The following is a 22821-nucleotide window of genomic DNA, read 5'->3' as shown; positions in this document are numbered from 1 at the left end:
GTTATATTTTAGCCGTGAAGAACCTTTTCCATATCGATTACGGGCCATGGCTGATAATCTTTCCAGGCACCACGGGTAAAATCCGGAATCGCAACCGAACGGCTTTTGTTTAATACCGAACGTTCACTTAATTCCACAATCGACGACCAGGCAGCAGCATCATATACGGATTGATCTAATGGATAGCCATTACGTAAGCAGTAAATCAATCGCCAGTCCATGATAAAGTCCATTCCTCCGTGTCCACCGATTTTCTTGGCTTTTTCGCCAATGTATTTGCTCAACGGATGTTCGAACTTTTTCAGGTATTCTTTCTGTTGTTCTTCTGTCATGAATTCATGCGATTGAATTGCAATCTTTTCTTCCGGATATTTCACGGCTACTCCCTTTGTCCCCTGTACCAAGTGGATACGAGAGTATGGTTGTGGAGTTGTTGTGTCGTGTTGGATAAGGATCGTCTTACCATTGGCTGTATGGATGAGGGTAGTGTTCATATCTCCCAGCATATAGCGTTCGGACAGTGTGATGCGTTCATCATCTTTCAGATTTTCTTTGGCCCACAAAGCCAATCCATACTGATTGGTGGACATGGAAGTCAGGTATTCCATTCGGTCACCTTGATTAATACCCATGATTTGGGCAATCGGGCCTAATCCGTGGGTTGGATAAGGATTTCCAGTATGATATTTGCTGTATTCCAATCGCCAGTGTTTATAATATCCATTGTATTTTTCGCCTGTCAGGGTATGGATATAAGCCCCTTCAGTATGGATTATTTCGCCCAATTCTCCTTGACGGGCCATATTTAACGTTGCTAATTCGAAGAAGTCATAGCAACAGTTTTCCAGCATCATACAGTGCAATTGTTTTTCTTCAGCTTTATCTACCAAGGCCCAGCAGTCTTTTACGGTTAAAGCGGCAGGAACCTCGATAACGACATGTTTTCCATGGTCCATGGCATATAAAGCAATCGGTACGTGCAATGTCCAGGGAGTAGCATTATAGATGAGATCTATATCGTCCCGTTCACACATTTTTTTCCAGTCTTCTTCACCGGTATAAATAGCCGGATCTTTTCTTCCGTTTTTCTTTAAGATCTGTCGGCAATTTTCAATTCTGTCTTTATTCAGGTCACATAAAGCAACAATTTCTGTGCCTTCAATATGACTCATACGTTCTACGGCTCCGGCTCCACGACCCAATCCTACAATACCTAACCGGACTGTGGGGATAGGCTGACAGCGTAAGCCCAAAACAGATTTACCTTTTCGTTCAGGTACGGCATCAGTCATTAAATCAGGCGCGGGACTTGTGGTTGGAGTTGCTTGTACTGGGATCTGATTCAAGGCGGTTACCGCTCCTCCAGCCAAGGATGCTTTTAGGAAATTTCTTCTGTTCATCATGTGAAATATAGATTATAAGTTAATAAAATGATTGACTAGATCTGCTTTTTCAAAGGTAAGTAAAAACGGAGTATGTATGGCAAAAAGATTTTAAAACCATCATATATTAACCTTTTTTATAGTCAAAACTATTGACAACTCTATTGACAATCTCTACTTTTGCACTGTGGTTTTTTCATAATAGTATTAGATTTAAGGTTAACAAAGTTGATTAGGGGTTGTCGTGAGACAGCCTTTAATTTTTTATATCAGTCCCATTCTTCAGACTCCCCTTATATTCTTCCTATAATTCTCGTTGGTTTTGATGTTGATTCCCGTTTCTTTTGTTTTCGAATCTCGTCTCTTTTGTTGGCTTAGATGTTCAAATATCTTTTTGTATGGATTTTTGTAGAACAAGAAGGCTTTCCGGCCCCATGTTGAAAAGTAAATCTACGATACTGAGATTCGGAAGGAAACCCTGTTTTTCCTGGAATACCTGGTAATAGGGAACAGGCTGGAATGAGGGATCATTTCCTTCGTGTTTAGGGCGTATAATTTCTCTGAAGTCTGCTGTCACATCTGCTTGGTAGTCGGTTGTATAACGGATTTGGGGCTGGATGTCGATCAATTGGCAGACAACTTCACGCAGAGCCTCGTTGAAATCAAGCAGAAACTCATATTTCTTTTCGTAGAAAGGAGCAAAATCTTCTTCGTAATATTCGAAAAAAGGACTCATCCGATAGGCTGAGATCAAGGCATTCCAATGTAGATGACGCCAGTTTCCGTGATCGGATATGCGGATATCTTTGGTCAGGCATTTCAGTGTATCCGGCTTGACAATCGGAACCGTAAGTGCTTGTGGCCCGTTTGCTGCTGCAATGATACATCGGTTGCGATAGGTCTGTTTTAGGTAATTCTCTTGCGTTTCCAGACAGATCTGGTCATAGGCAAGTAATTTAGTATATAGTTGGATAGGACCTAAATAGGCCGTTGAAATATAGGCTGTATTCATATTTATTTATTTTATCAAGTTTGTACCGGATTATCTGATTATTTGACACGGGTAAACCGGTTATTTTTATCGGAACTGTACCAGCAAAAGAAAATATGTCCCAGAATATGGTCTTCCGGAATGATTCCCAAATGGCGGGAATCGATGGCAACATCTCTATAGTCTGATAAGAACCAATAATAATTCTGTCGGAAAAAGAAGAAATTGGTCTGCTTGCCATCCAGGAATAATTTCCCGTCTTTGAAGACAGCTTTTCCCTCCGTTTCATTTAATATGGCTTCCCTACAAGCCAAAAGCGAGAGGCTATCTAACGCATACGCCCTGTCTTTTTGGGGGACAATAAACTGATAGTCTGGTGAGGAATACATCCGAAAATAAGACCGGAGATAAGCCGGAAGTTCCTCTTTGATCTGATAGGCCTCAAACGATGTTAGGACGCAGGTAATACCTCCATCGACCGCTTTCCACTCTCTTGATCGCTCTGGCAATTTCTTTAACAGACGGATGAATGCCTCTTTCCCGTGATTGGCCATGAAATAAGAGGCCTGGGCGTGTGGAGAATGCGGATATTCTTTTCCGTTGATACGATAACCTGTATGAGTTACCCGTATCGTATCACCCGGTAAGGCAATACAACGGCTGACAAACACAGGTGGATGAACGGTGTCTTTTCGCAGCGGACTATAGAACATCATCGTCGCATTCCGTTTGGGTTGTTTTCCGAAAGGCGTTTTGTCGAGCAATACAAAATCTCCCTGATGTAATGATGTCTCCATGGAGTCGGTCGACAGATGGAGCGACTCAACCAGGAACAGACGGATTCCCATAACAAGAGCGGCCAGCAGTAACACTCCTGCCAGCCACTTCAGATAGTATGTCCTGTTTTTCTTTTTGCGTTGCATACCGACATTCTATGATCCTGTCTTATTTCATGCTGTCAACCCAGCGGAACAGACGGTTCCAACGAATACCTCCGTCGAACAGGCTGCGGTCTTTATCCAGTGACAACCAGATCATGATTGGTTTTCCAACGATATGATCTTCTGGGACAAATCCCCACGAACGGCTGTCGGCACTGTTATGGCGATTGTCACCCATCATCCAGTAATAATCGTATTGGAAGGTATACGTAGTAGCCTTTTCTCCGTTAATATAAACTGCACCATCTTTTTCTTCCAGTTCATTATGCTCGTAGTTCTTGATGCAACGGCGATAGAGAGCCAGATTTTCCGGTGTCAATTCGATGGTAGCTCCCCGTTTTGGAATCCAAATCGGACCGTAATTATCGCGTGTCCATCCGTTATCGTAGTCAACCGGATAATACATGGTTCCTCCAATAATTTCAGGCTCGACGATCACCTTCTTGACCGATGGTAACTTCTTTACCTGTGCCACCATGGCTTCTGTCATCGGGAAACGGTAAACCAGGTTATAAGCTCCATTCGCATTCGGTTGGAATCCGAGGAAAGAAAGGGTTTCCGGATCTGTTACCGTACAAGGTTGCCCGTAAGGCATATAATCGTCACGACTGACTCCCCAGTTGCGGAACATGGTTTCGGTAAGCGGTGTTTCCGTTTCCACGAAATAGTTCAGCTGCATATTCTTCGGGTTTTGAGCAGCCTTGCCGTTGATATAAACCTGATTATTACGGATACTTAGACTGTCACCCGGAAGACCTACGCAACGCTTTACGTAATTTTCCCGTTTGTCAACCGGCCGGTAAATGATCTCACCGAACGATTGTTTGTTCATGCGTACAGCTTCACGCCCGTACATCTGAACCAATGTATAGTAATCCGGATTCTGTTGAAGAGTAGCTACCGTATCCCCAGCCGGGAAGTTAAATACGACAATATCGTTTCGCTGTATCTGTCCTAAACCAGCCACACGTTTGTAATCCCACGAAGGCCAGTCGAGATACGATTTGCAGTTAAATATCGGCAAGGTGTTCTGCACCAGCGGAAAAGATAATGGTGTATTCGGAACGCGAGGTCCGTAACTGACTTTGCTGACAAACAGATAATCACCTACCAACAAAGACTTTTCCAAGGATGAACTGGGAATCTGATAATTCTGGAAAATGAACAGATTGATGAAATAGACAGCCACTAGCGCGAAGATAATGTCGTCAATCCAGTCATAAATACTTTTAAGAGTCGGATTGTTTGTCTTCTTCCAGGCACCCCACGGAATGTATTTTGTCAGATAAATATCTGCCAGCAAAATATATCCCAATGCCAGCCATCCGTTTTGCATCCATAGGATAAACAATCCGTACAGGACGGCAGCAATGGCAAATTTGATATATTGTTTTTTCTCTATTTTCTTCATACTTCTGATGATATTATGCTTTTAAAATCTCAGAAATGGAACAAGTCATTCATTCCTAAAAAGCCTTTCTTTCCGGCTGTAAACTCAGCGGCTACAACAGCTCCCAAAGCGAAACCTGCACGGCTCTTCGCATCATGTTTGATGCTGATTGTATCTACGTCTGATTCATAAATGATTTCATGAATACCCGGTACTTCTCCTTCGCGGATAGCGTGAATTGGCAGATCGGTCGGTTTCTCGGCTGTTTCCAAGGTCCAACGATCTTTCCGGTCCAGATTCTCAATGATTCCTTCTGCTAAGGTAATAGCAGTACCACTGGGCGCATCCAGTTTGTGAATGTGATGAACCTCTGTCATCCGGGCATCATAGTTCGGAAAATTATTCATGACCTTGGCCAGATATTTGTTTAAAGCAAAGAAAATATTCACGCCAATACTGAAATTAGAAGCATAGAAGAATGTTTTTCCTTCGTTTTCACACATCTGCTTTATTTCACCCAAGCGATCTAACCAGCCTGTTGTACCAGAAACAACTGGAACACCGGCTTCAAAACATTTCATATAATTGTTGAACGCTGTTGCAGGGGTAGTAAATTCGATGGCTACATCGGCACTTTTGAATGCATCCGACTGGAAATCTTCCGGGTTATTTATATCAATGATGGATACAATTTCATGACCTCTGCTCAAGGCAATTTGTTCGATGGTCTTCCCCATCTTTCCATAACCGACAAGTGCTATTTTCATATTTTTACTGTTTTTATGTTGCAAATCTTCATTTAATCTGTTGGAATCTTGGTACAAAAATACAAAAATAGCTGGAATATGCGAATAAAAAAGATGGTGTCAGATTATTTCCTATCTTTGCAAGGAGTTAGGTTGGTCTCATCATGGGACTGACGAACCTTGGTGTACCCTGCACTTTCGTTGAAAGGGATTATCCAAGGTGAAGAAAATCAGAAAATAAAAGGAATATGAAGATAGCAATTGTCGGAACTGGATATGTAGGTTTGGTCAGTGGTACCTGTTTCGCCGAAATGGGTACGGAAGTCTTTTGTGTGGATGTAAATGAGAAGAAAATAGCTGATTTGAATCAGGGTATTCTTCCTATTTACGAGCCTGGACTGGAAGAAATGGTAAACCGTAACCAGAAAGCCGGACGATTACATTTTGTGACAGATCTGGCTTCCTGCCTGAATGAGGTAGAAGTGGTGTTCAGTGCTGTAGGGACTCCACCCGATGAGGATGGAAGTGCCGACTTGAAATATGTATTGGAGGTAGCCCATACGGTAGGCCGTTACATGAATAAATACCTGACAGTTGTAACGAAAAGTACTGTACCCGTTGGAACAGCTAAGAAAGTTCGTCAGGCTATTCAGGAAGAACTGGACAAACGGGGTTCTGACCTGACCTTTGATGTGGCTTCTAATCCGGAATTTTTGAAGGAAGGAGCTGCCGTGAAAGATTTTTTGAGTCCGGACCGAATTGTGGTAGGTGTGGAATCCGAACGCTCAAAAGAACTGATGACCCGTTTATACCGTCCGTTCTTACTCAATAATTTCCGGGTTATTTTCATGGATGTCCCTTCGGCCGAAATGACTAAATATGCAGCCAATGCCATGTTGGCTACCCGTATCAGTTTTATGAATGATATAGCCAATCTGTGCGAGATTGTTGGAGCAGATGTGAATATGGTACGTAAAGGTATCGGAACGGATGTTAGGATTGGTCACCGTTTTCTGTATCCCGGTTGTGGTTACGGTGGTTCCTGTTTCCCGAAAGATGTGAAAGCTTTGGTGAAGACGGCAGCTGATCATGGCTATCCGATGCGAATCCTGCAAGCCGTTGAGGAAGTCAATGAACAACAGAAATCTATTCTCTTCCGGAAGGTAGATAAATACTTCAAAGGTGATTTGAAAGGGAAGCGAGTAGCTATCTGGGGACTGGCTTTTAAACCGGAGACGGATGATATGCGTGAAGCTCCTTCTTTAGTCGTTATCCAGAAATTATTGGAAGCCGGCTGTGAAGTTTCGGCATACGATCCGGTAGCCATGGACGAGTCTCGTCGTCGGATAGGTAATACAATCCGTTACGCTAAAGATATTTATGATGCAGTGATGGATGCCGACGTGCTTCTGTTGATTACCGAATGGAAGGAATTTCGTATGCCGTCCTGGCAGGTAGTCAAGAAACTGATGGCAAATCCGTTGGTTATTGACGGACGAAACATCTATGATCCGGCAGAAATGGCTGAATATGGGTTCGATTACCATTGTATCGGACGATAATGAGGTACTAAGGAAAATACATGGCAGAAGAAACATTAAAGCAGAAAACGGCAAAAGGTCTTTTTTGGGGATTCATTAATAACGGAACCCAGCAATTGCTGAATCTCTTTTTCGGTATATTTCTGGCCCGATTATTGACTCCGGCCGACTATGGAATGGTCGGTATGCTGACCATCTTTTCTCTGATAGCCGGTTCTCTGCAAGAAAGTGGTTTTATTGCAGCTCTGGCCAACAAAAAAGAAATCACCCACGACGATTATAATGCCGTATTCTGGTTTTCAATCACGGTCAGTTTCTGTCTGTATTGGATGCTGTTCTTCTGTGCCCCTCTGATCGCCGACTTTTATAACCAGCCCGAATTGATCCCACTGGCACGTTATTCCTTTTTGGGTTTCTTTATTGCCAGTCTGGGAGTAATTCCCGGAGCCTATGTCTTCCGAAACCTGATGGTCAAACAAAAGGCCTTGGCAACTGTTTTAGCCTTGATCTTTTCCGGCACGACTGGTGTCCTGCTAGCCTATAACGGATTTTCGTATTGGGGCATAGCTACGCAGAGCATTGTCTATATCAGTGTTTTAAATATCTATCTTTGGTATAAATGTCCGTGGCGCCCAACCAGGAGATGGAACTTCGCTCCGGTACGTGAGATGTTGGGATTCAGCAGTAAGCTGTTATTTACGAACATATTCAATCATGTCAATAACAATATCTTCTCCATCATTTTAGGACGCTATTATTCCGAAAAAGAAGTCGGACAATACAACCAGGCCAATAAATGGAATTACATGGGTTTCTCGTTGATTTCCGGGATGGTAGGAAGCGTGGCACAACCCATTTTCGCTCAAATGACTGATGATTCCGGACGACAAGTAAGAGCCTTTCGCAAGATGCTCCGGTTTACTGCCTTCATCTCTTTTCCCTGCATGTTGGGATTGTCGTTAGTAGCTCCCGAATTAATTACAATCGCTATTACTGACAAATGGATAGACAGTGCTCGGATCTTACAGTTGTTAGCTATTTGGGGGGCTTTCTTCCCGATAGCCAATCTGTATTCCAACCTGTTGATTAGTCGCGGAAAATCCGACATATATCTTCGCAATACGGTTACTTTGGGAATTCTACAACTGATAGTCATCTATCTTTTGCGTTCTCACGGTATATTTTTCATGGTTTCGGTTTACGTCGGCATTAATATCTGTTGGTTGCTGGTCTGGCATTATTTTGTACAGAAAGAGATCGGGTTGACTTTATCCTCAGCCCTAAAAGATGTTCTCCCCTATTTGGGGATAGCAGGCGGGGTGATGTGTTTCACTTACTATGTGACTGCCATTATCACTACGAATCTATATGGGGCGTTCGCCTTAAAAATAGTCATTGCTGCAGTCTCCTTTGTATTTATCATGTGGCTTAGCGGCTCCGTTACATTTAAGGAAAGTATAGGGTATATATTTAGGAAGAGATGAAAGATGGTAGTAAAATAAAAAAATATGGACAATAAAATATTGTACGAATTAAGAAAACGCTTTAATCCTGATGGATCTCTTCTTCGTCGCCAACAACTTCGAATGTTGGAACTGTTGGAGGCTGTTGATTTGGTATGCAAGAAATATGATATTCCATATTGGTTAAGTTCTGGAACATTAATTGGGGCAGTACGGCATCAGGGTTTTATTCCTTGGGATGATGATTTGGATATTGAAATGCTACGAGAGGATTACCTCCGTCTTATGAAAGTGTTGCCGGAAGAACTTCCTGATAAGTTTGTTTTGCAAACTCACGAAACTGATCCGAATTATATTTCTAATTATGCTAAGGTACGTGATATGAATTCCTATTTGGAAGAAACCAATGCCTATGATCGCATTTGGAAGTATCAGGGGGTTTATATTGATATCTTTTCTCTGGAAAGGATTCCTTTTTCGTTAGCCTGGATTGCCGGACATATGCAAGGTCAAATATATAATCAGTTGAATAACCAATCTCTTAAACAGGAAACGATGTTGCGTAGGATTCGGTTGATATATCGATTTAATTCAAAGATCGGTTTCCCTATTTTAAGATTCTTGGCAAAATTTATCCCAGGAAAGAAATTACGGCATTCTTTTGGAACGGCTTATTTTAAACCACGTTACTTGGAAGATATATTTCCTTTGTCGGAAATGGAATTTGAAGGGAAAAAGTTTCCTGTTCCACATAATACGGATGCTTTGTTACGAAAAATTTATGGTGATTATATGAAATTACCAGACTTGGATGCTATTCATCCACATTATTCTAAATTAGAAATCTATAAATAGAAGGATATACAATGAAACCTGCATTAGTAGATGTTGCCGTACTGATTTTGTTCTTCAACCGGCCAGAGCCGTTGAAGGCCGTATTCAGTCAGGTGAAAAAAGCGCGTCCGTCAAAGTTGTTTTTATATCAGGACGGACCAAGAAACGAGAAAGATATGCCTGGTATTTTAGCTTGCCGGGAAGTTGTGAAGGATATAGACTGGGAATGTGAAGTTCAACAACTTTATCAGGAAAAGAATTACGGTTGTGATCCCTCGGAATATATGTCCCAAAAATGGGCCTTTTCTCATGTTGATAAATGTATTGTTCTGGAAGATGATGATATTCCCTCTTTGTCATTTTTCCCATTTTGTAAAGAGCTGTTGGACAAGTATGAAAACGATACGCGTATCAGTATGATTACAGGTGTTAATTATGATGAAGTCACTGAGAATATGCCCTATGATTACTTCTTTGCAACAACGTTCTCTATTTCTGGTTGGGCTAGCTGGAAGCGAGTGTTGGATCAGTGGGATGAACATTATACATTTTTGGATGATCCGTTCAACTTACATCAATTGGATGCTTATATAAAAGAACGTAAATATCAGGATAGATTTATCGATTTTTGTCGTTATCATCGTTCGACAGGAAAGGCTTATTATGAAACGATTTTCCATGCGGCTATTTTCTTTAATTCCGGATTGAGTATTGTTCCTGCCAAAAATATGATTAATAATTTGGGTGCTACAGAAGGTTCAACGCATTTTGGAAATTCGAATGACGTTTTACCTAAAGCAATCCGCCGTATTTTCACCATGCAACGCCATGAATTAGAATTTCCGTTGAGGCATCCTCGTTATATGATCGAAAATGTTGAATATAAAGATCGTATGTTCCGGATTATGGCCTGGGGGCATCCTTGGATCAAGATAGGACGTTCGTTTGAAGAGCTTTATTTGAATCTGTGTCATGGGAACTTCCGGTTTATTTTTAAGTCAATTCGTAACAGGATTGATAAATGGTTAGGAAGGGAGAAATATAATTGATTTTTCGCTTGTTTTTCCAAAGTCAGAGCTTCTTCTTCTTGATGATGTTAGATAATCTGTTCAAATTATAGATCTATTTATGATCGCGTTGTACAATTTAATCAAATAGAATATGTATTTTATGATCATCGTGATTAATTTCATCAAATAAAATATCTGTATTATGATCGCGTTGATCAATTTGATCAAATTGTACGCCATTTTCTTGATTATTTTGACTAAATTCATCAAATAATCAGTCAATATTGTGAAGTTTTTGCATGTTATATTCAAGAATAAAACTTATCTTTGTCAGAAAATCAGCGAGACATGGAAGAAATCTTACGGAAAATAACGATCGACGAGGTGTATATCTCTCCGCTCAAGCGCAGGCGTGTGCGGCGGGAAGACGGGAGCGAGATTATGGAAGAAGTGCCTCACGCCATCCGTCCGTCAGGCTCTATGATTATGGATGCCGTCGTGCAGATCCTCTTTTTCAGGCGTGTTTTCCAAATCAACCAGATCGCCCGCATCTTGGGGGTCGATCCGGTGAAACTGGCCGGAGCGATGCAAATCCTGACGGGGATGCCGATGCAGGATTTCCTGAACATCTTCCGCCTGTATCTGGTGCAGGAGTACTTGGCGTGTACGGACCTGAGTTTGTCGCAGATCGCCGCGTGTTGCGATTTCTCCAGCCAGTCGTCGTTGTCTCATGTATTCACGAAGGAGATCGGGTGTTCGCCTGCGGCCTATCGCCGCAGCCATCGGCATAGGGATTTCCGGTTTTGGTATGAGTGGTAATATCATAAAGATATAGGTTGTAAAAAATCAGAATCAATCTAAACTAAATTATGCATATCATGAGGATCTATTTTTATCATACAAGAGAATCTAAACAAAGTTTGGAAGAGTGGAAACAGTTACGTTTCCCAGGACATTTACTATATGGTTTGCCTTTGTTAGAAAAATATGGGATAGATGCAATCTTACACCGTCATCGCTATATAGAAAATCGATGGAAATTGATGTTATACGTTACATATGAAATTTTTGCATGTAGAAAAAAATATGATGTATTGTATGGTACTTCTTTTAGAGGTTTAGAAATAATTATATTTCTTCATGCCCTGGGATTATACAAAAGACCTATTGTTGTTTGGCATCATACAGCTCTTCGGCGTTCAAGAAACAAAATAAGAGAGTTTTTATCTTGTGTTTTTTATAAAGGAATAGATCATATGTTTTTTTTCAGCCAAAAACATATAGATGAGTCTATTCAGTTAAATAAAGTACCATCAGAAAAACTGGAATTAGTTCATTGGGGACCTGATTTGGCATTTTATGATAACATTATGTCTGCTGCCTCAAAAGAAAATCATATGGGATTTATTTCAACAGGAAAAGAAAATAGAGATGTTGATACGTTGATAAAAGCTTTTATTGAGACAAAGGCCTCTTTGGAAATTTATATATCTAAAACATGTGGTGCAATCAATTATAAAGAGAAATTAGATAAATATAGCCCTTGTGATAGAATCAAAATTCATTATACAAATGGTGTTATTCCTTATATTTTGGCTCAAATTGTCGCAACGAAACAATTTGTAGTTATCCCCTGTTTAGAATATTCCTATACAGTAGGTTTGACTACGTTAGTAGAGGCATTGGCTTTAGGTATACCTGTAATATGTTCTAAAAATCCGTATTATGAGATGGATATAGATAAGGAACAAATAGGAATAACTATTGCTTATGGGGATGTTCAGGGTTGGAAAAATGCCATAAATTTCCTAATGGAAAATCCTGTTATAGCAAAAAAAATGGGAGAAAATGCAAGGAGGTTAGCAGAGAAATCTTTTAATTTGGAAGTATTTAGTAAAGAGGTAGCAATAAGTTTACTGAATTCTAATAAATAACACAAACATGCGCATTCTTCTTATAAATACATCTGACCGAACGGGTGGTGCTGCTGTAGCTGCCAATCGTCTGCTGAAGGCATTGCAGAAGAAAGGGGTTAGTGTAAGTATGTTGGTTCGGGATAAGGTGACACAAGATACAAGCGTTGTTTCTATAAATACTTCTGCAGCAAAAAAGTTGATAAACCAAATTCGTTTTGTCTGGGAACGATTGGTTATATTCCTTTGTAATCATTTATCTAAAGAAAATCTGTTTCAGGTATCTATTGCGAATACCGGGACTGATATACGTCATTATGCATTAGTAAGGGAGGCGGATGTTATCCATATTCATTGGATTAACCAGGGAATGTTATCTCTCTCTGATATTAAACGGCTGATTGATTCAGGAAAACCTGTAGTTTGGACTTTACATGATATGTGGCCGGCAACAGGAGTCTGTCATTATGCAGGTTTGTGTGATCAATATAGATCGGAATGTACGCAATGTCCTATGATGCAGCATCCCTTTTTCTGGAATTTGGTGCGAACTGTATATCAGCATAAGAGTACAATAGGTTTAGAAAAGATTGCCTTTGTAGGTTGCAGCCATTGGATTACGGAAAAGTGTAAACAAAGCCGATTGCTTAGAAATGCCTCTTTTTATTCAATTCCTAATCCAATAAATACTACCTTGTTTAAACCTCACAATAAACAGTTTGTTAGAGGTAAATACAATTTGCCTATTCAAAAGAAATTGGTTTTATTCGCAGCTGCTAAAGTCTCTGATAGTCGAAAAGGACTGACTTATTTAATAGAAGCATGTCATTTATTGGCTGAACAACATGCTGGCATTGAAGTATTACTGATGGGTAATAAAGCTGATGAAATACAATGTCAGTTGCCTGTTCCTTCTCATCAGTTGGGATATGTTTCTTCTTTGGAACAAATCGCAGAAATTTATTCTTTATCGGATGTCTTTGTCATTTCTTCGTTAGAAGATAATCTCCCCAACACCATCATGGAGGCAATGGCTTGTGGAACACCTTGCGTCGGGTTTCAGACAGGAGGAATACCGGAGATGATTGATCATCTGAAGAACGGGTATGTGGCCCGTTATCAAGATGCGGAAGATTTGGCACAAGGGATTACGTGGGTTTTGGATCATCCTTATCCGCAACAGTTGGCTGAGGCCTGTGTGGAGAAAGTAAAAACTCATTATTCGGAAGAGGTTATTGCCGGAAAATATATAGCTTTGTATCAGAAGCTGATGGAGAAAAGCAAATAACTAGGATTCATATAATTTATGGAAAAGAATTTGATTATGAATAAGGAGAATGTTTCCACTGAAACGCTTAAGCTTAGCCTTATGCAAATGATCTTACAGATGGATAATAGAGTGACGTTAGGGCAAATATATGATTATTTAAATGTTCTTACACATGAAGCATCTTCCTACGAATTACCGGAAGAACTTGTTGAAAAATGTGTAGAATATCATAAAGAGTGTCTTCACGCAGGAAATAACTATACAACTGAAGAAACTTTTGATATTATAAGAGACCGTTTAGGATGGAAGTAGTTTGGAGTGAATTAGCTCTCAAAAGCTTGGAGTTTATTCTTGCCAATATTGAAATGATTTGGGGAGAAAAGGTCGCTCAAAAGGTCTTTAAGCAAATACAACAGGAAATAGAAAGATTAAATGTTTTTCCTCATTTAGGTTATCCCTATTCAGATAATTTGATTGCAGGAGAAACTGTCAGGGTTTTAACGGTTAATACGCATAATAGGATTTTTTATTTTATAACTCAGAATACAATACAAATCGTTGTTGTTTGGGATAATCGTCAGAATCCATCCATGTTGTATAAAATTTTAAGTTCATTTCATTAATTCATGAATCAGTCTGTCAAATTCACGATTATAACAATCACTTATAATGCGGCGCAATGGCTGGAACGAACCATCTTGAGTATCTTGAGCCAGTCGTATGGAAATATTGAATATGTGATTATAGACGGGGCTTCGACCGACGGAACTGTGGATATAATCCGTCAATATGCTCCCGGTGTTTCTTTTTGGCTCAGTGAACCAGACAAGGGTTTGTATGATGCCATGAATAAGGGGCTGCAGCATGCTACCGGCGATTATGTCTGGTTTATCAATGCCGGCGATACGCTGCCCCATGCTGATATCATACAGCGGATTGTTCAGAAAATAGAGAAGCGGAAACATTTGCCGGATGTTATCTACGGAGAGACGGCTATTGTTGATGCGCAAGGGAAGATGTTGGGTATGCGTCGCCTGCGTCCACCCAAAAAGCTTTCGTGGAAGAGTTTTCGTATGGGAATGCTGGTTTGCCACCAGTCTTTTATTGTCCGGCGGGAAATTGCTCCTTTGTATGATTTGAATTATCGGTTGAGTGCAGATTACGACTGGTGTATCCGTTGTTTGAAGGAGGCGAAGTATGTATGTAATACGAATCAAATTCTCTCTAACTTTTTGGAAGCCGGGATGAGTACGCAACAAAGAAAAGCTTCTTTGAAGGAACGTTATGCCATCATGTGCAAATATTATGGTAAATTTGCCACCACGGTTTTACATGGATGGTTTGCTGTCCGTTTTTATACGGCCAAGCTGTTCAAAGGAAGGGTATAGAAGTTTGATGTTCTGAATTAATGAGAATTGAAAAGAATCCTCGTTGGAATCGAAAACGAAACTCTCGGGTTTTGAAATAGGAATTAATAACGAATGACGATATGCAGAAACTATTAAAAAATTGGGTTAAGCACATCGTGGCTATTCTGATCTTGCTGGTGGCTACGGTGGTTTATTTTTCTCCGTCGGTAATCGATGGGAAAGTACTTCGGCAAGGAGATAATATCAAGGCTACAGGTATGGGAGCGAGCCAGATGAAACAATATGAAGAAACAGCACAGCCGGGAGAATTCAGTGCCTGGTCGGATGCCATGTTCGGTGGTATGCCTTATGTGGCTACGTATGGAAATCCGGCTCCCGATCTGCCTCAATACAGATTTGTCGATAAACTTTTTAAATCCTTGAGCTATGAAGATGCCTCCATGGTTTTTGTGGGACTGGTTTGTTTCTATCTGCTGATGTGTGTGATGGGCGCCAGTTGGTGGTTGGCTTTGGCAGGTGCGTTTGCCTTTGCTTTGGCTTCCTATAATCTGATTATTATTGAAGCCGGACATATCGTTAAGGGGTATGTAATTGGTTACATGCCGGTAACGTTGGCTGGTATGGCGCTTCTCTTCAAACGGAAACATTTGTGGGGAGCGATTCTCTTCCTCTTGGGTGTTGCCTTATCAATCAGTAACAACCATATTCAGATTACGTATTATTTATTTATCCTCTGTCTGTTTATCTACATCGGATATCTGGTTTGGAAAATCAAGGAAAAAGACTGGACTGAGTTAGGAAAGGTAACCGGAATTATGGTAGTATGTGCGATATTGGCAGTACTTCCGGGTGCAAAGGGTTTGTATAGTAACTGGGAACTCGGACAACAGTCTATTCGTGGAGCTTCAGAACTGACTCCTAAGCCTAATGCAGATGGAACAGTCGAGAAGAAATCTACCGGATTGGATAAGGATTATGCGTTTGCCTGGAGCTATGGTAAGATGGAATTGCTGACAACCCTGATTCCGAATGCCTACGGTGGTGGTTCAGGTGGTATGTTAGGACAGGATTCTGAATTTTACAAGATGGCGAAAGCCGGAGGCATGAAGGTCGGAAAAGAGATACAGGCACCTACGTATTGGGGAGACAAAAGTTTTACTTCGGGTCCGGTTTACTTCGGAGCCGTGGTCTGCTTCCTCTTTGTCCTGGGTATGTTTGTGATTCGGAATCCGATGAAATGGTGGTTGTTTGCCGGAGGAGCCTTTATGACGTTATTGGCTCTCGGACGGAATCTGGACTGGTTTAACGACTTCATGTTCCATTATCTGCCTATGTATAATAAGTTCCGTACGGTGGAAATGGCCTTGGTTATTCCGGGATTGGTTGCTCCAATTATCGGAATTTGGGGACTGAAAGAAATTCTGCAGGAAAAGGTCGCTTATGAACAGGTGAAGAAAGGACTGATCGGAGCCCTGGTTATTACCGGCGGTCTTTCTCTAATTGTCTGGTTGATGCCGTCGTTGTTGCTTGATTTCCGTTCGGCTTACGATGCCCAGTATCAATTACCAGAACAATTCTACAATGCCCTCTTGATGGACCGTGCGACGTTGGCTTCTGATGATGCGTTGCGTTCTTTGCTGTTTGTTCTGCTGAGTGCCGCTCTGGTAGCCTGGTTTATGGTGGCCAAGAACAAGAAAACAGTTGCTACGTGGGTGGGTATCGGTATGACCGTCTTGATCTTTGTAGATTTATGGACGGTGGACAAGCGGTATTTGAATGACAAGAATTTCTTCCCGAAGAAAGATATTCAGGCTACTTATCAGGAATCGGTATCCGATCAGGAAATCTTGAAAGATAAAGATAATTTCCGGGTATTGAATCTGAACAATACTTTCCTCGAGACCAATACCTCGTATTACCATCATTCGATTGGTGGATATCATGCTGCCAAGTTGAGAAGATACCAGGAATTGATCGACTATCGTTTACAGAAGGAAATCAACTCCATCATCGCTTCGTTCCAGACAGCCAAAAGTGCGTCTGACTTCTGGACTGTTTTCCAGGCTTGTCCGACTTTGAATATGCTGAATACGCGCTATGTCGTTTACAATCCGGGACAACCACCTTTGGTGAATCCTTCGGCAGATGGAAACGCCTGGTTTGTAAAGGATATCAAAGTCGTAGCCAATGCGGATGAGGAAATGGCTGCTTTGGATGAGATTGATCCGAAGCAGACGGCTGTGGTAGATCAGCGTTTCGCCGCTCAGGTGGATGGATTTACGCCGCAAGCCGATTCGACAGCAACCATTCAGTTACAATCCTACCGGCCGAATAAGCTGGTTTATCAGTCGAAAGCCGCTACTGATCAGTTGGCTGTCTTCTCAGAAATCTATTACCAGCCGGGATGGAAGGCTACGGTCGACGGAAAACCGGTTGAGCATTTACGTGCCGATTGGATCTTACGTGCTATGCGTGTACCTGCCGGAGAGCATGAAATCGTATTCGAATTCAAACCCGAAGGCTATATAATCGCAGCCAATGTAGAAGCCTACAGCAGCTTCCTGATTTTAGTATTGCTGATTGTCGCTGTGGGTTATTCGGTATATACTTCTTATAAGAAGACGAAGGAAGAATAAATTTGGGGTACTTGTAAAAAAGTCGAGCTCACAAAGCGTTGGAATTTTCCTGGCTTTGTGAGCTCGTCTGTTTTTGTATAGTTAATATTGCAGTATTAGTCTGAAAAGTCAGATTTAATACCGATAATGATCTGCCTTGTACGGTCCTTCAACCGGTACACCGATGTAATCGGCTTGTTTCTGGGTCAGTTTAGACAGTTTCACGCCGATACGTTCCAGATGCAGGCGGGCTACTTCTTCATCCAGGTATTTCGGCAAGCGATATACGCCGATTTCGTAAGGCTTCTGCCAGAGATCCATCTGAGCCAGTACCTGGTTGGTGAATGAATTACTCATCACGAAAGAAGCATGTCCGGTAGCACATCCCAAGTTAACCAGACGGCCTTCTGCCAGCAGGAAGATGGAATGTCCGTCGGGGAATGTATATTTGTCAACCTGCGGCTTGATGTTGAGGCGTTTGATGCCGGGGAAATTCACCAGCTTATCTACCTGTATTTCGTTGTCGAAGTGACCGATGTTGCAGACAATCGCCTGGTCTTTCATCTGCTGCATGTGCTCGATGGTGATGATGTCGCAGTTACCGGTGGTTGTCACAAAGATGTTTCCTTCTTTCACGGCTTCTTCCATCGTAGTGACTTCAAAACCTTCCATAGCTGCCTGCAGGGCACAGATCGGGTCGATTTCCGTTACCAGTACGCGGGCTCCGTATGAACGCATGGAGTGTGAACAGCCTTTTCCTACATCACCGTAACCGGCTACTACTACTACTTTCCCGGCAATCATTACATCGGTAGCCCGTTTGATACCGTCGGCCAACGATTCCCGACAACCGTACAGGTTATCGAATTTAGACTTCGTTACCGAATCGTTTACGTTGATGGCTGGAACCAACAGTTCGCCCCGTTCCATCATCTGATACAACCGGTGAACACCTGTTGTCGTTTCTTCCGATACTCCTTTCATTTCAGCTACGGTACGATGCCAGCGCTGTGGATCTTCTGCCAGGATACGGTTCAATGTATCCAGAATGCATTGTTCTTCGTGATTACTTCCCTCACGCTGGATGGTCGTCGGGTCGTTTTCTGCACGATAACCCATGTGTACCAACAGAGAAGCATCACCGCCGTCGTCTACAATCAGATGCGGACCTTTACCGCCGGGGAAACGCAATGCCATTTCCGTACACCACCAGTATTCTTCCAATGATTCACCTTTCCAGGCAAAAACCGGTACACCGTCGGCAGCGATAGCGGCAGCGGCATGATCCTGAGTCGAGAAGATGTTACAGCTGGCCCAACGGACATCGGCACCCAAGGCTACCAGTGTCTCAATCAGAACGGCTGTCTGGATTGTCATGTGTAAAGAACCTGTGATCCGTGCTCCTTTCAATGGCTTCGAATCACCATATTTTTTACGGAGAGCCATCAGACCGGGCATTTCGTGTTCGGAAATCTCGATTTCCTTCCGTCCGAATTCCGCCAGGCTCATATCTGCTACCTTGTAAGGCAGATCTGTAGGAAATAATTGTGACATAATTGATACGTATAAATATTTTTCGCAAAGGTACGATAAAAATAAGACTACTAAAAATCTTATTTAATAGCTGAAGGCTTTTTCCTTCACATAGGCTTTATAGTCTTTGATCATACCCGGGAAACCTTCTTCTGCACGGGGCAAATACCGGAATCCTGAAATCTGTTGTTCTTCTTTCAGATCTATGACAAACTGATGCGGGAACTTGTCTCCCTGACGGGTTTTCCAATAGGTCGATTCCTGCAGGTCGTAGATCTTGTCTGCCGTGAAGTTGCCGTACTGCGTACTTTCGCTGCTGGCATAGGCTATGTTCCAGTCTTGTCGCGGCAGCGGTTTCCCGTTCTCATCCAACAGGTAGAATTCGGCGATTGCGGCTTCGTCCTGACCATTTTGGGCGTTCAATGCTTCCAGACAGAAATAGCGACCTTTGACAGGTTGGTTGAAACGGACTTCCTGCCAGCCGTTTCCGGGAGTCAGCGAACCCGTAGCGACAGGTCTTTCCTGCTGGAGATTCAGATTTTCTCCTTCTTTCCGGTGAGTCATGGGCGCTTCTGCTCGTAACATATCCAGTATAGGTTGCTTTAATCCTCTGACTGTGTTTTGTTTCGGACCTAACAGGTCCAGAATGATGATTTCGTTTTTCCCTTTTTTGAGCCAGCAACCCGGCATGAATAAGGTTTGCTGAGGACCGATTTCCCAAAAGCGACCGATCGACTTTCCATTTACCCAAACCATACCTTTTCCCCATGTCTGCATGTCGAGGAATACATCTCCTGTCTGTTTCAGATCAAAGGTTGCCCGATAATAAGCCGGACCGTCGTATTTGTTTCCTTTCGCATACGATTTGTCTTGTACAAATGCATAATCTACGGGGAAGCTATAAACTTTCCAGTTTTTCAGTTCCTGCGATCCGCTTTCGTTAACCAACTCAACCTTGTTGGTGATTCCTTTCCGGTCGTGGATGGCCACATCGAAATTGACACGTCCCATGGCTTCGACCAGAATATCCAATTGTGTACCTTGAGCAAGGGCAGGGAGCAAGAGGGTATTTTCTCCTCTTCGTCTGTCTAACCGGCCGATCAGTTTTCCGTCTGCGAATACTTGTGCCCAGTCGTGTACTTCGTCAATCAGCAGGGTTGTTCCTTCGGCTACTGCCGGCAGCTGAGTCCGGTACAGGATCGTTCCCCAGCCCTGGTCAAACTGTTCCATCGGCTGGATGTTCTCTGATTCTTGGAATTTGGGGAGGTTATCGAATAACGGAGTAACTTCGTTGACTCCAAATTCCGGAATTTCTATGACCGGATAAGCTTCGGGTACTTCCGGAATGACTTGTCCTGAATCGGCATATTGCAATAACAGATTGCGTAGTTTGTGATATTTGGGTGTTGCCCAGCCAGCCTCACTGATAGGCGCATCGTAATCGTAGGAACTGCACATGGCTGAATAGGCCGGACTGTTCGCTCCTCCCCAATGTCCGAAGGTCGTTCCTCCATGAGCCATGTAGAGGGAGAAGGAGATATGTCGGTCTAACATATCCTTTATCCCGTTAACCATTACGGTCGCGTCGCGCGTTTCGTGCTTACGTCCCCAGTGGTCAAACCAGCCACTCCAGAACTCGCTGCACATCAGCGGGGCATCCGGACGGGCTTCTTTCAGCTTCTTGAATTGTTCGTCGATATTGGCTCCTGTTCCGAAGTTGATGGTCCAGACCAGATCATCCAGGCCATTCAGCTGGAAGGTCGAACTCCAGTCGCATTGGAACAAAGGAACGTCGGTAAAGCCAGCCTTTTTAACGATATCGCGGATGTTGGCAATATAGGCTTTGTCGGTTGCATAGGCTCCGTATTCATTTTCTACTTGTACCATGATGATGTTTCCCCCTCGTGATACTTGCAGATCCGCCAATTGCTTACCAATTTCATGCATGAATAATTGGGTCCGTTCCAAGAAGTAAGGATCGTTGGTACGGAGTTTGATATCTTTTTTCTTGAGCAACCACCAGGGTAATCCGCCCATTTCCCATTCCGAGCAGACATAAGGTCCGGGGCGTAGCATGATGTACATGCCGTGTTTTTGGGCCAACCGGCAAAAACGGGCAATATCATTCTGTCCTTCAAAATTGAATTCTCCGGGTTTCTGTTCGTGGATATTCCAGAAGGCATAAATACAGATGGTGTTCATGCCAAGAGCCTTGCACATTTGGATACGATGTTCCCAATAATCGGCAGGGATTCGGGTATAGTGTATTTCTGCCGCTTTGATGACAAAAGGCTTTCCGTCGAGCAGGAAAGTGCCTTTCCCGATTGAAAAGTTGTGTTTCTCTCCGTCCTTTGAGATTGAACAGCCTGTTAGCAGCATGCAGACTGTCAGCCAGAAGGTCAAAATCAAGTTTACGTGTTTCATAAGGTAAGAATTAATAATACATAGATTTACAGGGAACAAAGGTACAACAAAAAAGTAAAATCGCCACCACACGTTAATTCCCGTATGATGGCGATTGAATATATAGGGTTTTTAAATTATGCGAACAACGAAAGCAGATACGAAATGACCGGTACCAGAATGGCGGTCATGATACCCATCAGACCGATGGCCAGTCCGCTTAATGCGCCTTCTACGGCTCCCAGCTGGATGGCTGCTGCCGTACCGACTCCGTGTGACGAAGCGCCCAGGGCCAGTCCTTTGGCTATGCGGCTTTCGATACCTAATACTTTCATAACGGCCGGACCGACAATGCTTCCAAAGATTCCAACGGCTACGACAATGACGGCTGTCAGCGAGGGAATACCACCGTTCTTCTCAGAAATACCCATGGCGATCGGTGTCGTGACCGACTTGGGTTGCAGGGTAGCAATCAGCGACTGGTCGGCACCCATCAGTTTTCCGATGACAATCACGCTGATAATTCCGACAATCGCTCCGACAAAGACCGAAGTCAGGATTGATACGACGTTCCCCTTCAGGTATTTCATCTGTTCGAACAAGACGTAACCCAGGGCAACGACCGAAGGGCCCAGCATAAAATGGATCAGATGACTGCCTTGCTGGAACGAAGCATATTCAATATCCAGAAACTCGAGAATGACGATGATCACGAAAATCGACGTGAGTAACGGATGAAGTATACTCAGATGCGTTTTCTTATACAAGATGGTGGCGGCGATGTATGTACCGACCACCAACGCTAAATCGAATATCTCAGAATGAACCAACGAATGCATACCGGCTTACTTTTTTCGTTTTTCGAAATTCTGCTGCACAAGGGCAACCGAGGCAATGACCAGTATCGTACTGATCACACACGAGATCAGGATAACCGCCCAATAATGCGAAATCACACCGATAGAAGTCATCAAGCCCACACCGGCGGGCAGGAAGAACAAACCCATATTGTCTGTCAGTAACTTAGATATCTTATTGACATGACAAGGCTTTACAACTTTAAATGCCAGGGCTAAAAATAACAGAACCATCCCGATTACGCTGCCCGGAATAAAACCGTGGATGCACTGACTGATACACTCTCCTACAAAGTAGAAGAACAAAATGTAAAATACTTGCAATAACATAATCTTTTTGCCTAAACTAAACGCCTATTTACACACATTTTGATAACCGCTGCAAAGGTACGATGTTTTCTAGTAAATATGTTCTACAACATGTTTTATTAACAGAATATTTAACATTGAAATCTGTCATGCTACAGATTTACTTTACACCCATTTAACAAAAAAAGAGAAAGCAATGGGAAAGAAAGGAATCAGTCATCGCAAATTCAGTATTGAGTTCAAATTGTCCGTT

General features: G+C 42.5%; 20 protein-coding genes. 11 read left to right on the top strand and 9 right to left on the bottom strand.

Annotated features, from left to right (window positions below):
- Window positions 1-8 precede the first annotated feature (8 nt).
- From MUN53_RS09440 to dapB, 5 genes are all read right to left on the bottom strand, one after another.
- A complete protein-coding gene (locus MUN53_RS09440) occupies window positions 9-1400 on the bottom strand; it encodes a Gfo/Idh/MocA family oxidoreductase (RefSeq protein WP_394803066.1) in 1392 nt (463 codons plus the stop codon).
- Between the two features lie 364 nt (window positions 1401-1764).
- Complete coding sequence (locus MUN53_RS09435; RefSeq protein WP_243325079.1) at window positions 1765-2394, bottom strand: WbqC family protein; 630 nt, start codon at window positions 2392-2394, stop codon at window positions 1765-1767.
- Between the two features lie 38 nt (window positions 2395-2432).
- Entirely contained in the window at window positions 2433-3296 is an 864-nt protein-coding gene (gene lepB, locus MUN53_RS09430) for a signal peptidase I (RefSeq protein WP_243325077.1), read from the bottom strand.
- Between the two features lie 22 nt (window positions 3297-3318).
- Window positions 3319-4725 carry a signal peptidase I gene (gene lepB, locus MUN53_RS09425; protein WP_243325075.1) on the bottom strand — a complete coding sequence of 469 codons (1407 nt, stop codon included), beginning with the start codon at window positions 4723-4725 and terminating at the stop codon, window positions 3319-3321.
- A 29-nt stretch (window positions 4726-4754) separates the two neighbouring features.
- On the bottom strand, window positions 4755-5471 hold the full coding sequence (gene dapB / locus MUN53_RS09420; protein WP_243325074.1) for a 4-hydroxy-tetrahydrodipicolinate reductase: 717 nt from the start codon (window positions 5469-5471) through the stop codon (window positions 4755-4757).
- A gap of 227 nt (window positions 5472-5698) precedes the next feature.
- Here dapB and MUN53_RS09415 point away from each other — a divergent pair, with 227 nt between their 5' ends.
- From MUN53_RS09415 to MUN53_RS09365, 11 genes are all read left to right on the top strand, one after another.
- Window positions 5699-7012 carry a UDP-glucose dehydrogenase family protein gene (locus MUN53_RS09415; RefSeq protein WP_243325072.1) on the top strand — a complete coding sequence of 438 codons (1314 nt, stop codon included), beginning with the start codon at window positions 5699-5701 and terminating at the stop codon, window positions 7010-7012.
- A gap of 20 nt (window positions 7013-7032) precedes the next feature.
- The gene (locus MUN53_RS09410) at window positions 7033-8475 is read left to right on the top strand and encodes a lipopolysaccharide biosynthesis protein (protein WP_243325070.1); all 1443 of its coding nucleotides are present in this window, start codon (window positions 7033-7035) and stop codon (window positions 8473-8475) included.
- Between the two features lie 24 nt (window positions 8476-8499).
- Window positions 8500-9309 (top strand): LicD family protein, encoded by an 810-nt coding sequence (locus MUN53_RS09405; protein ID WP_243325067.1) that lies wholly within the window; start codon window positions 8500-8502, stop codon window positions 9307-9309.
- An 11-nt stretch (window positions 9310-9320) separates the two neighbouring features.
- Window positions 9321-10337 (top strand): hemolysin activation protein, encoded by a 1017-nt coding sequence (locus tag MUN53_RS09400; RefSeq protein WP_243325066.1) that lies wholly within the window; start codon window positions 9321-9323, stop codon window positions 10335-10337.
- 309 nt (window positions 10338-10646) lie between these two features.
- Complete coding sequence (locus MUN53_RS09395; RefSeq protein WP_243325065.1) at window positions 10647-11117, top strand: helix-turn-helix domain-containing protein; 471 nt, start codon at window positions 10647-10649, stop codon at window positions 11115-11117.
- A 50-nt stretch (window positions 11118-11167) separates the two neighbouring features.
- Complete coding sequence (locus MUN53_RS09390; protein WP_243325063.1) at window positions 11168-12232, top strand: glycosyltransferase family 4 protein; 1065 nt, start codon at window positions 11168-11170, stop codon at window positions 12230-12232.
- A 7-nt stretch (window positions 12233-12239) separates the two neighbouring features.
- The gene (locus MUN53_RS09385; RefSeq protein WP_243325061.1) at window positions 12240-13499 is read left to right on the top strand and encodes a glycosyltransferase family 4 protein; all 1260 of its coding nucleotides are present in this window, start codon (window positions 12240-12242) and stop codon (window positions 13497-13499) included.
- An 18-nt stretch (window positions 13500-13517) separates the two neighbouring features.
- On the top strand, window positions 13518-13793 hold the full coding sequence (locus MUN53_RS09380; protein ID WP_243325059.1) for a hypothetical protein: 276 nt from the start codon (window positions 13518-13520) through the stop codon (window positions 13791-13793).
- Window positions 13784-14104: a type II toxin-antitoxin system RelE/ParE family toxin gene (locus MUN53_RS09375; protein ID WP_243325057.1), complete on the top strand. Its 321-nt coding sequence runs from the start codon at window positions 13784-13786 to the stop codon at window positions 14102-14104. Before MUN53_RS09380 ends, MUN53_RS09375 begins: the two co-directional genes overlap by 10 nt.
- A 3-nt stretch (window positions 14105-14107) precedes the next feature.
- Window positions 14108-14869: a glycosyltransferase family 2 protein gene (locus tag MUN53_RS09370; protein WP_243325055.1), complete on the top strand. Its 762-nt coding sequence runs from the start codon at window positions 14108-14110 to the stop codon at window positions 14867-14869.
- A gap of 101 nt (window positions 14870-14970) precedes the next feature.
- Window positions 14971-17487 (top strand): YfhO family protein, encoded by a 2517-nt coding sequence (locus MUN53_RS09365; protein ID WP_243325052.1) that lies wholly within the window; start codon window positions 14971-14973, stop codon window positions 17485-17487.
- A gap of 114 nt (window positions 17488-17601) precedes the next feature.
- Here MUN53_RS09365 and ahcY read toward each other — a convergent pair whose 3' ends face one another.
- The 4 genes from ahcY to MUN53_RS09345 all read right to left on the bottom strand — a co-directional run bounded on the left by ahcY (window position 17602) and on the right by MUN53_RS09345 (window position 22589).
- Window positions 17602-19020, bottom strand: a complete 1419-nt coding sequence (ahcY, locus tag MUN53_RS09360; RefSeq protein ID WP_243325051.1) for an adenosylhomocysteinase — start codon at window positions 19018-19020, stop codon at window positions 17602-17604.
- A gap of 63 nt (window positions 19021-19083) precedes the next feature.
- On the bottom strand, window positions 19084-21378 hold the full coding sequence (locus MUN53_RS09355; protein ID WP_243325129.1) for a beta-galactosidase: 2295 nt from the start codon (window positions 21376-21378) through the stop codon (window positions 19084-19086).
- Window positions 21379-21539: 161 nt separating this feature from the next.
- Complete coding sequence (locus MUN53_RS09350) at window positions 21540-22241, bottom strand: LrgB family protein (protein ID WP_243325049.1); 702 nt, start codon at window positions 22239-22241, stop codon at window positions 21540-21542.
- Between the two features lie 6 nt (window positions 22242-22247).
- Entirely contained in the window at window positions 22248-22589 is a 342-nt protein-coding gene (locus tag MUN53_RS09345; RefSeq protein WP_243325047.1) for a CidA/LrgA family protein, read from the bottom strand.
- Window positions 22590-22821: the final 232 nt, after the last annotated feature.

The sequence above is a fragment of the Parabacteroides faecalis genome (assembly GCF_022809355.1).
Classification (GTDB): Bacteria; Bacteroidota; Bacteroidia; order Bacteroidales; family Tannerellaceae; genus Parabacteroides; species Parabacteroides faecalis.
The sequence above is the reverse complement of the archived record's forward strand: the minus strand, read 5'-3'. Positions and strand labels throughout refer to the sequence as shown.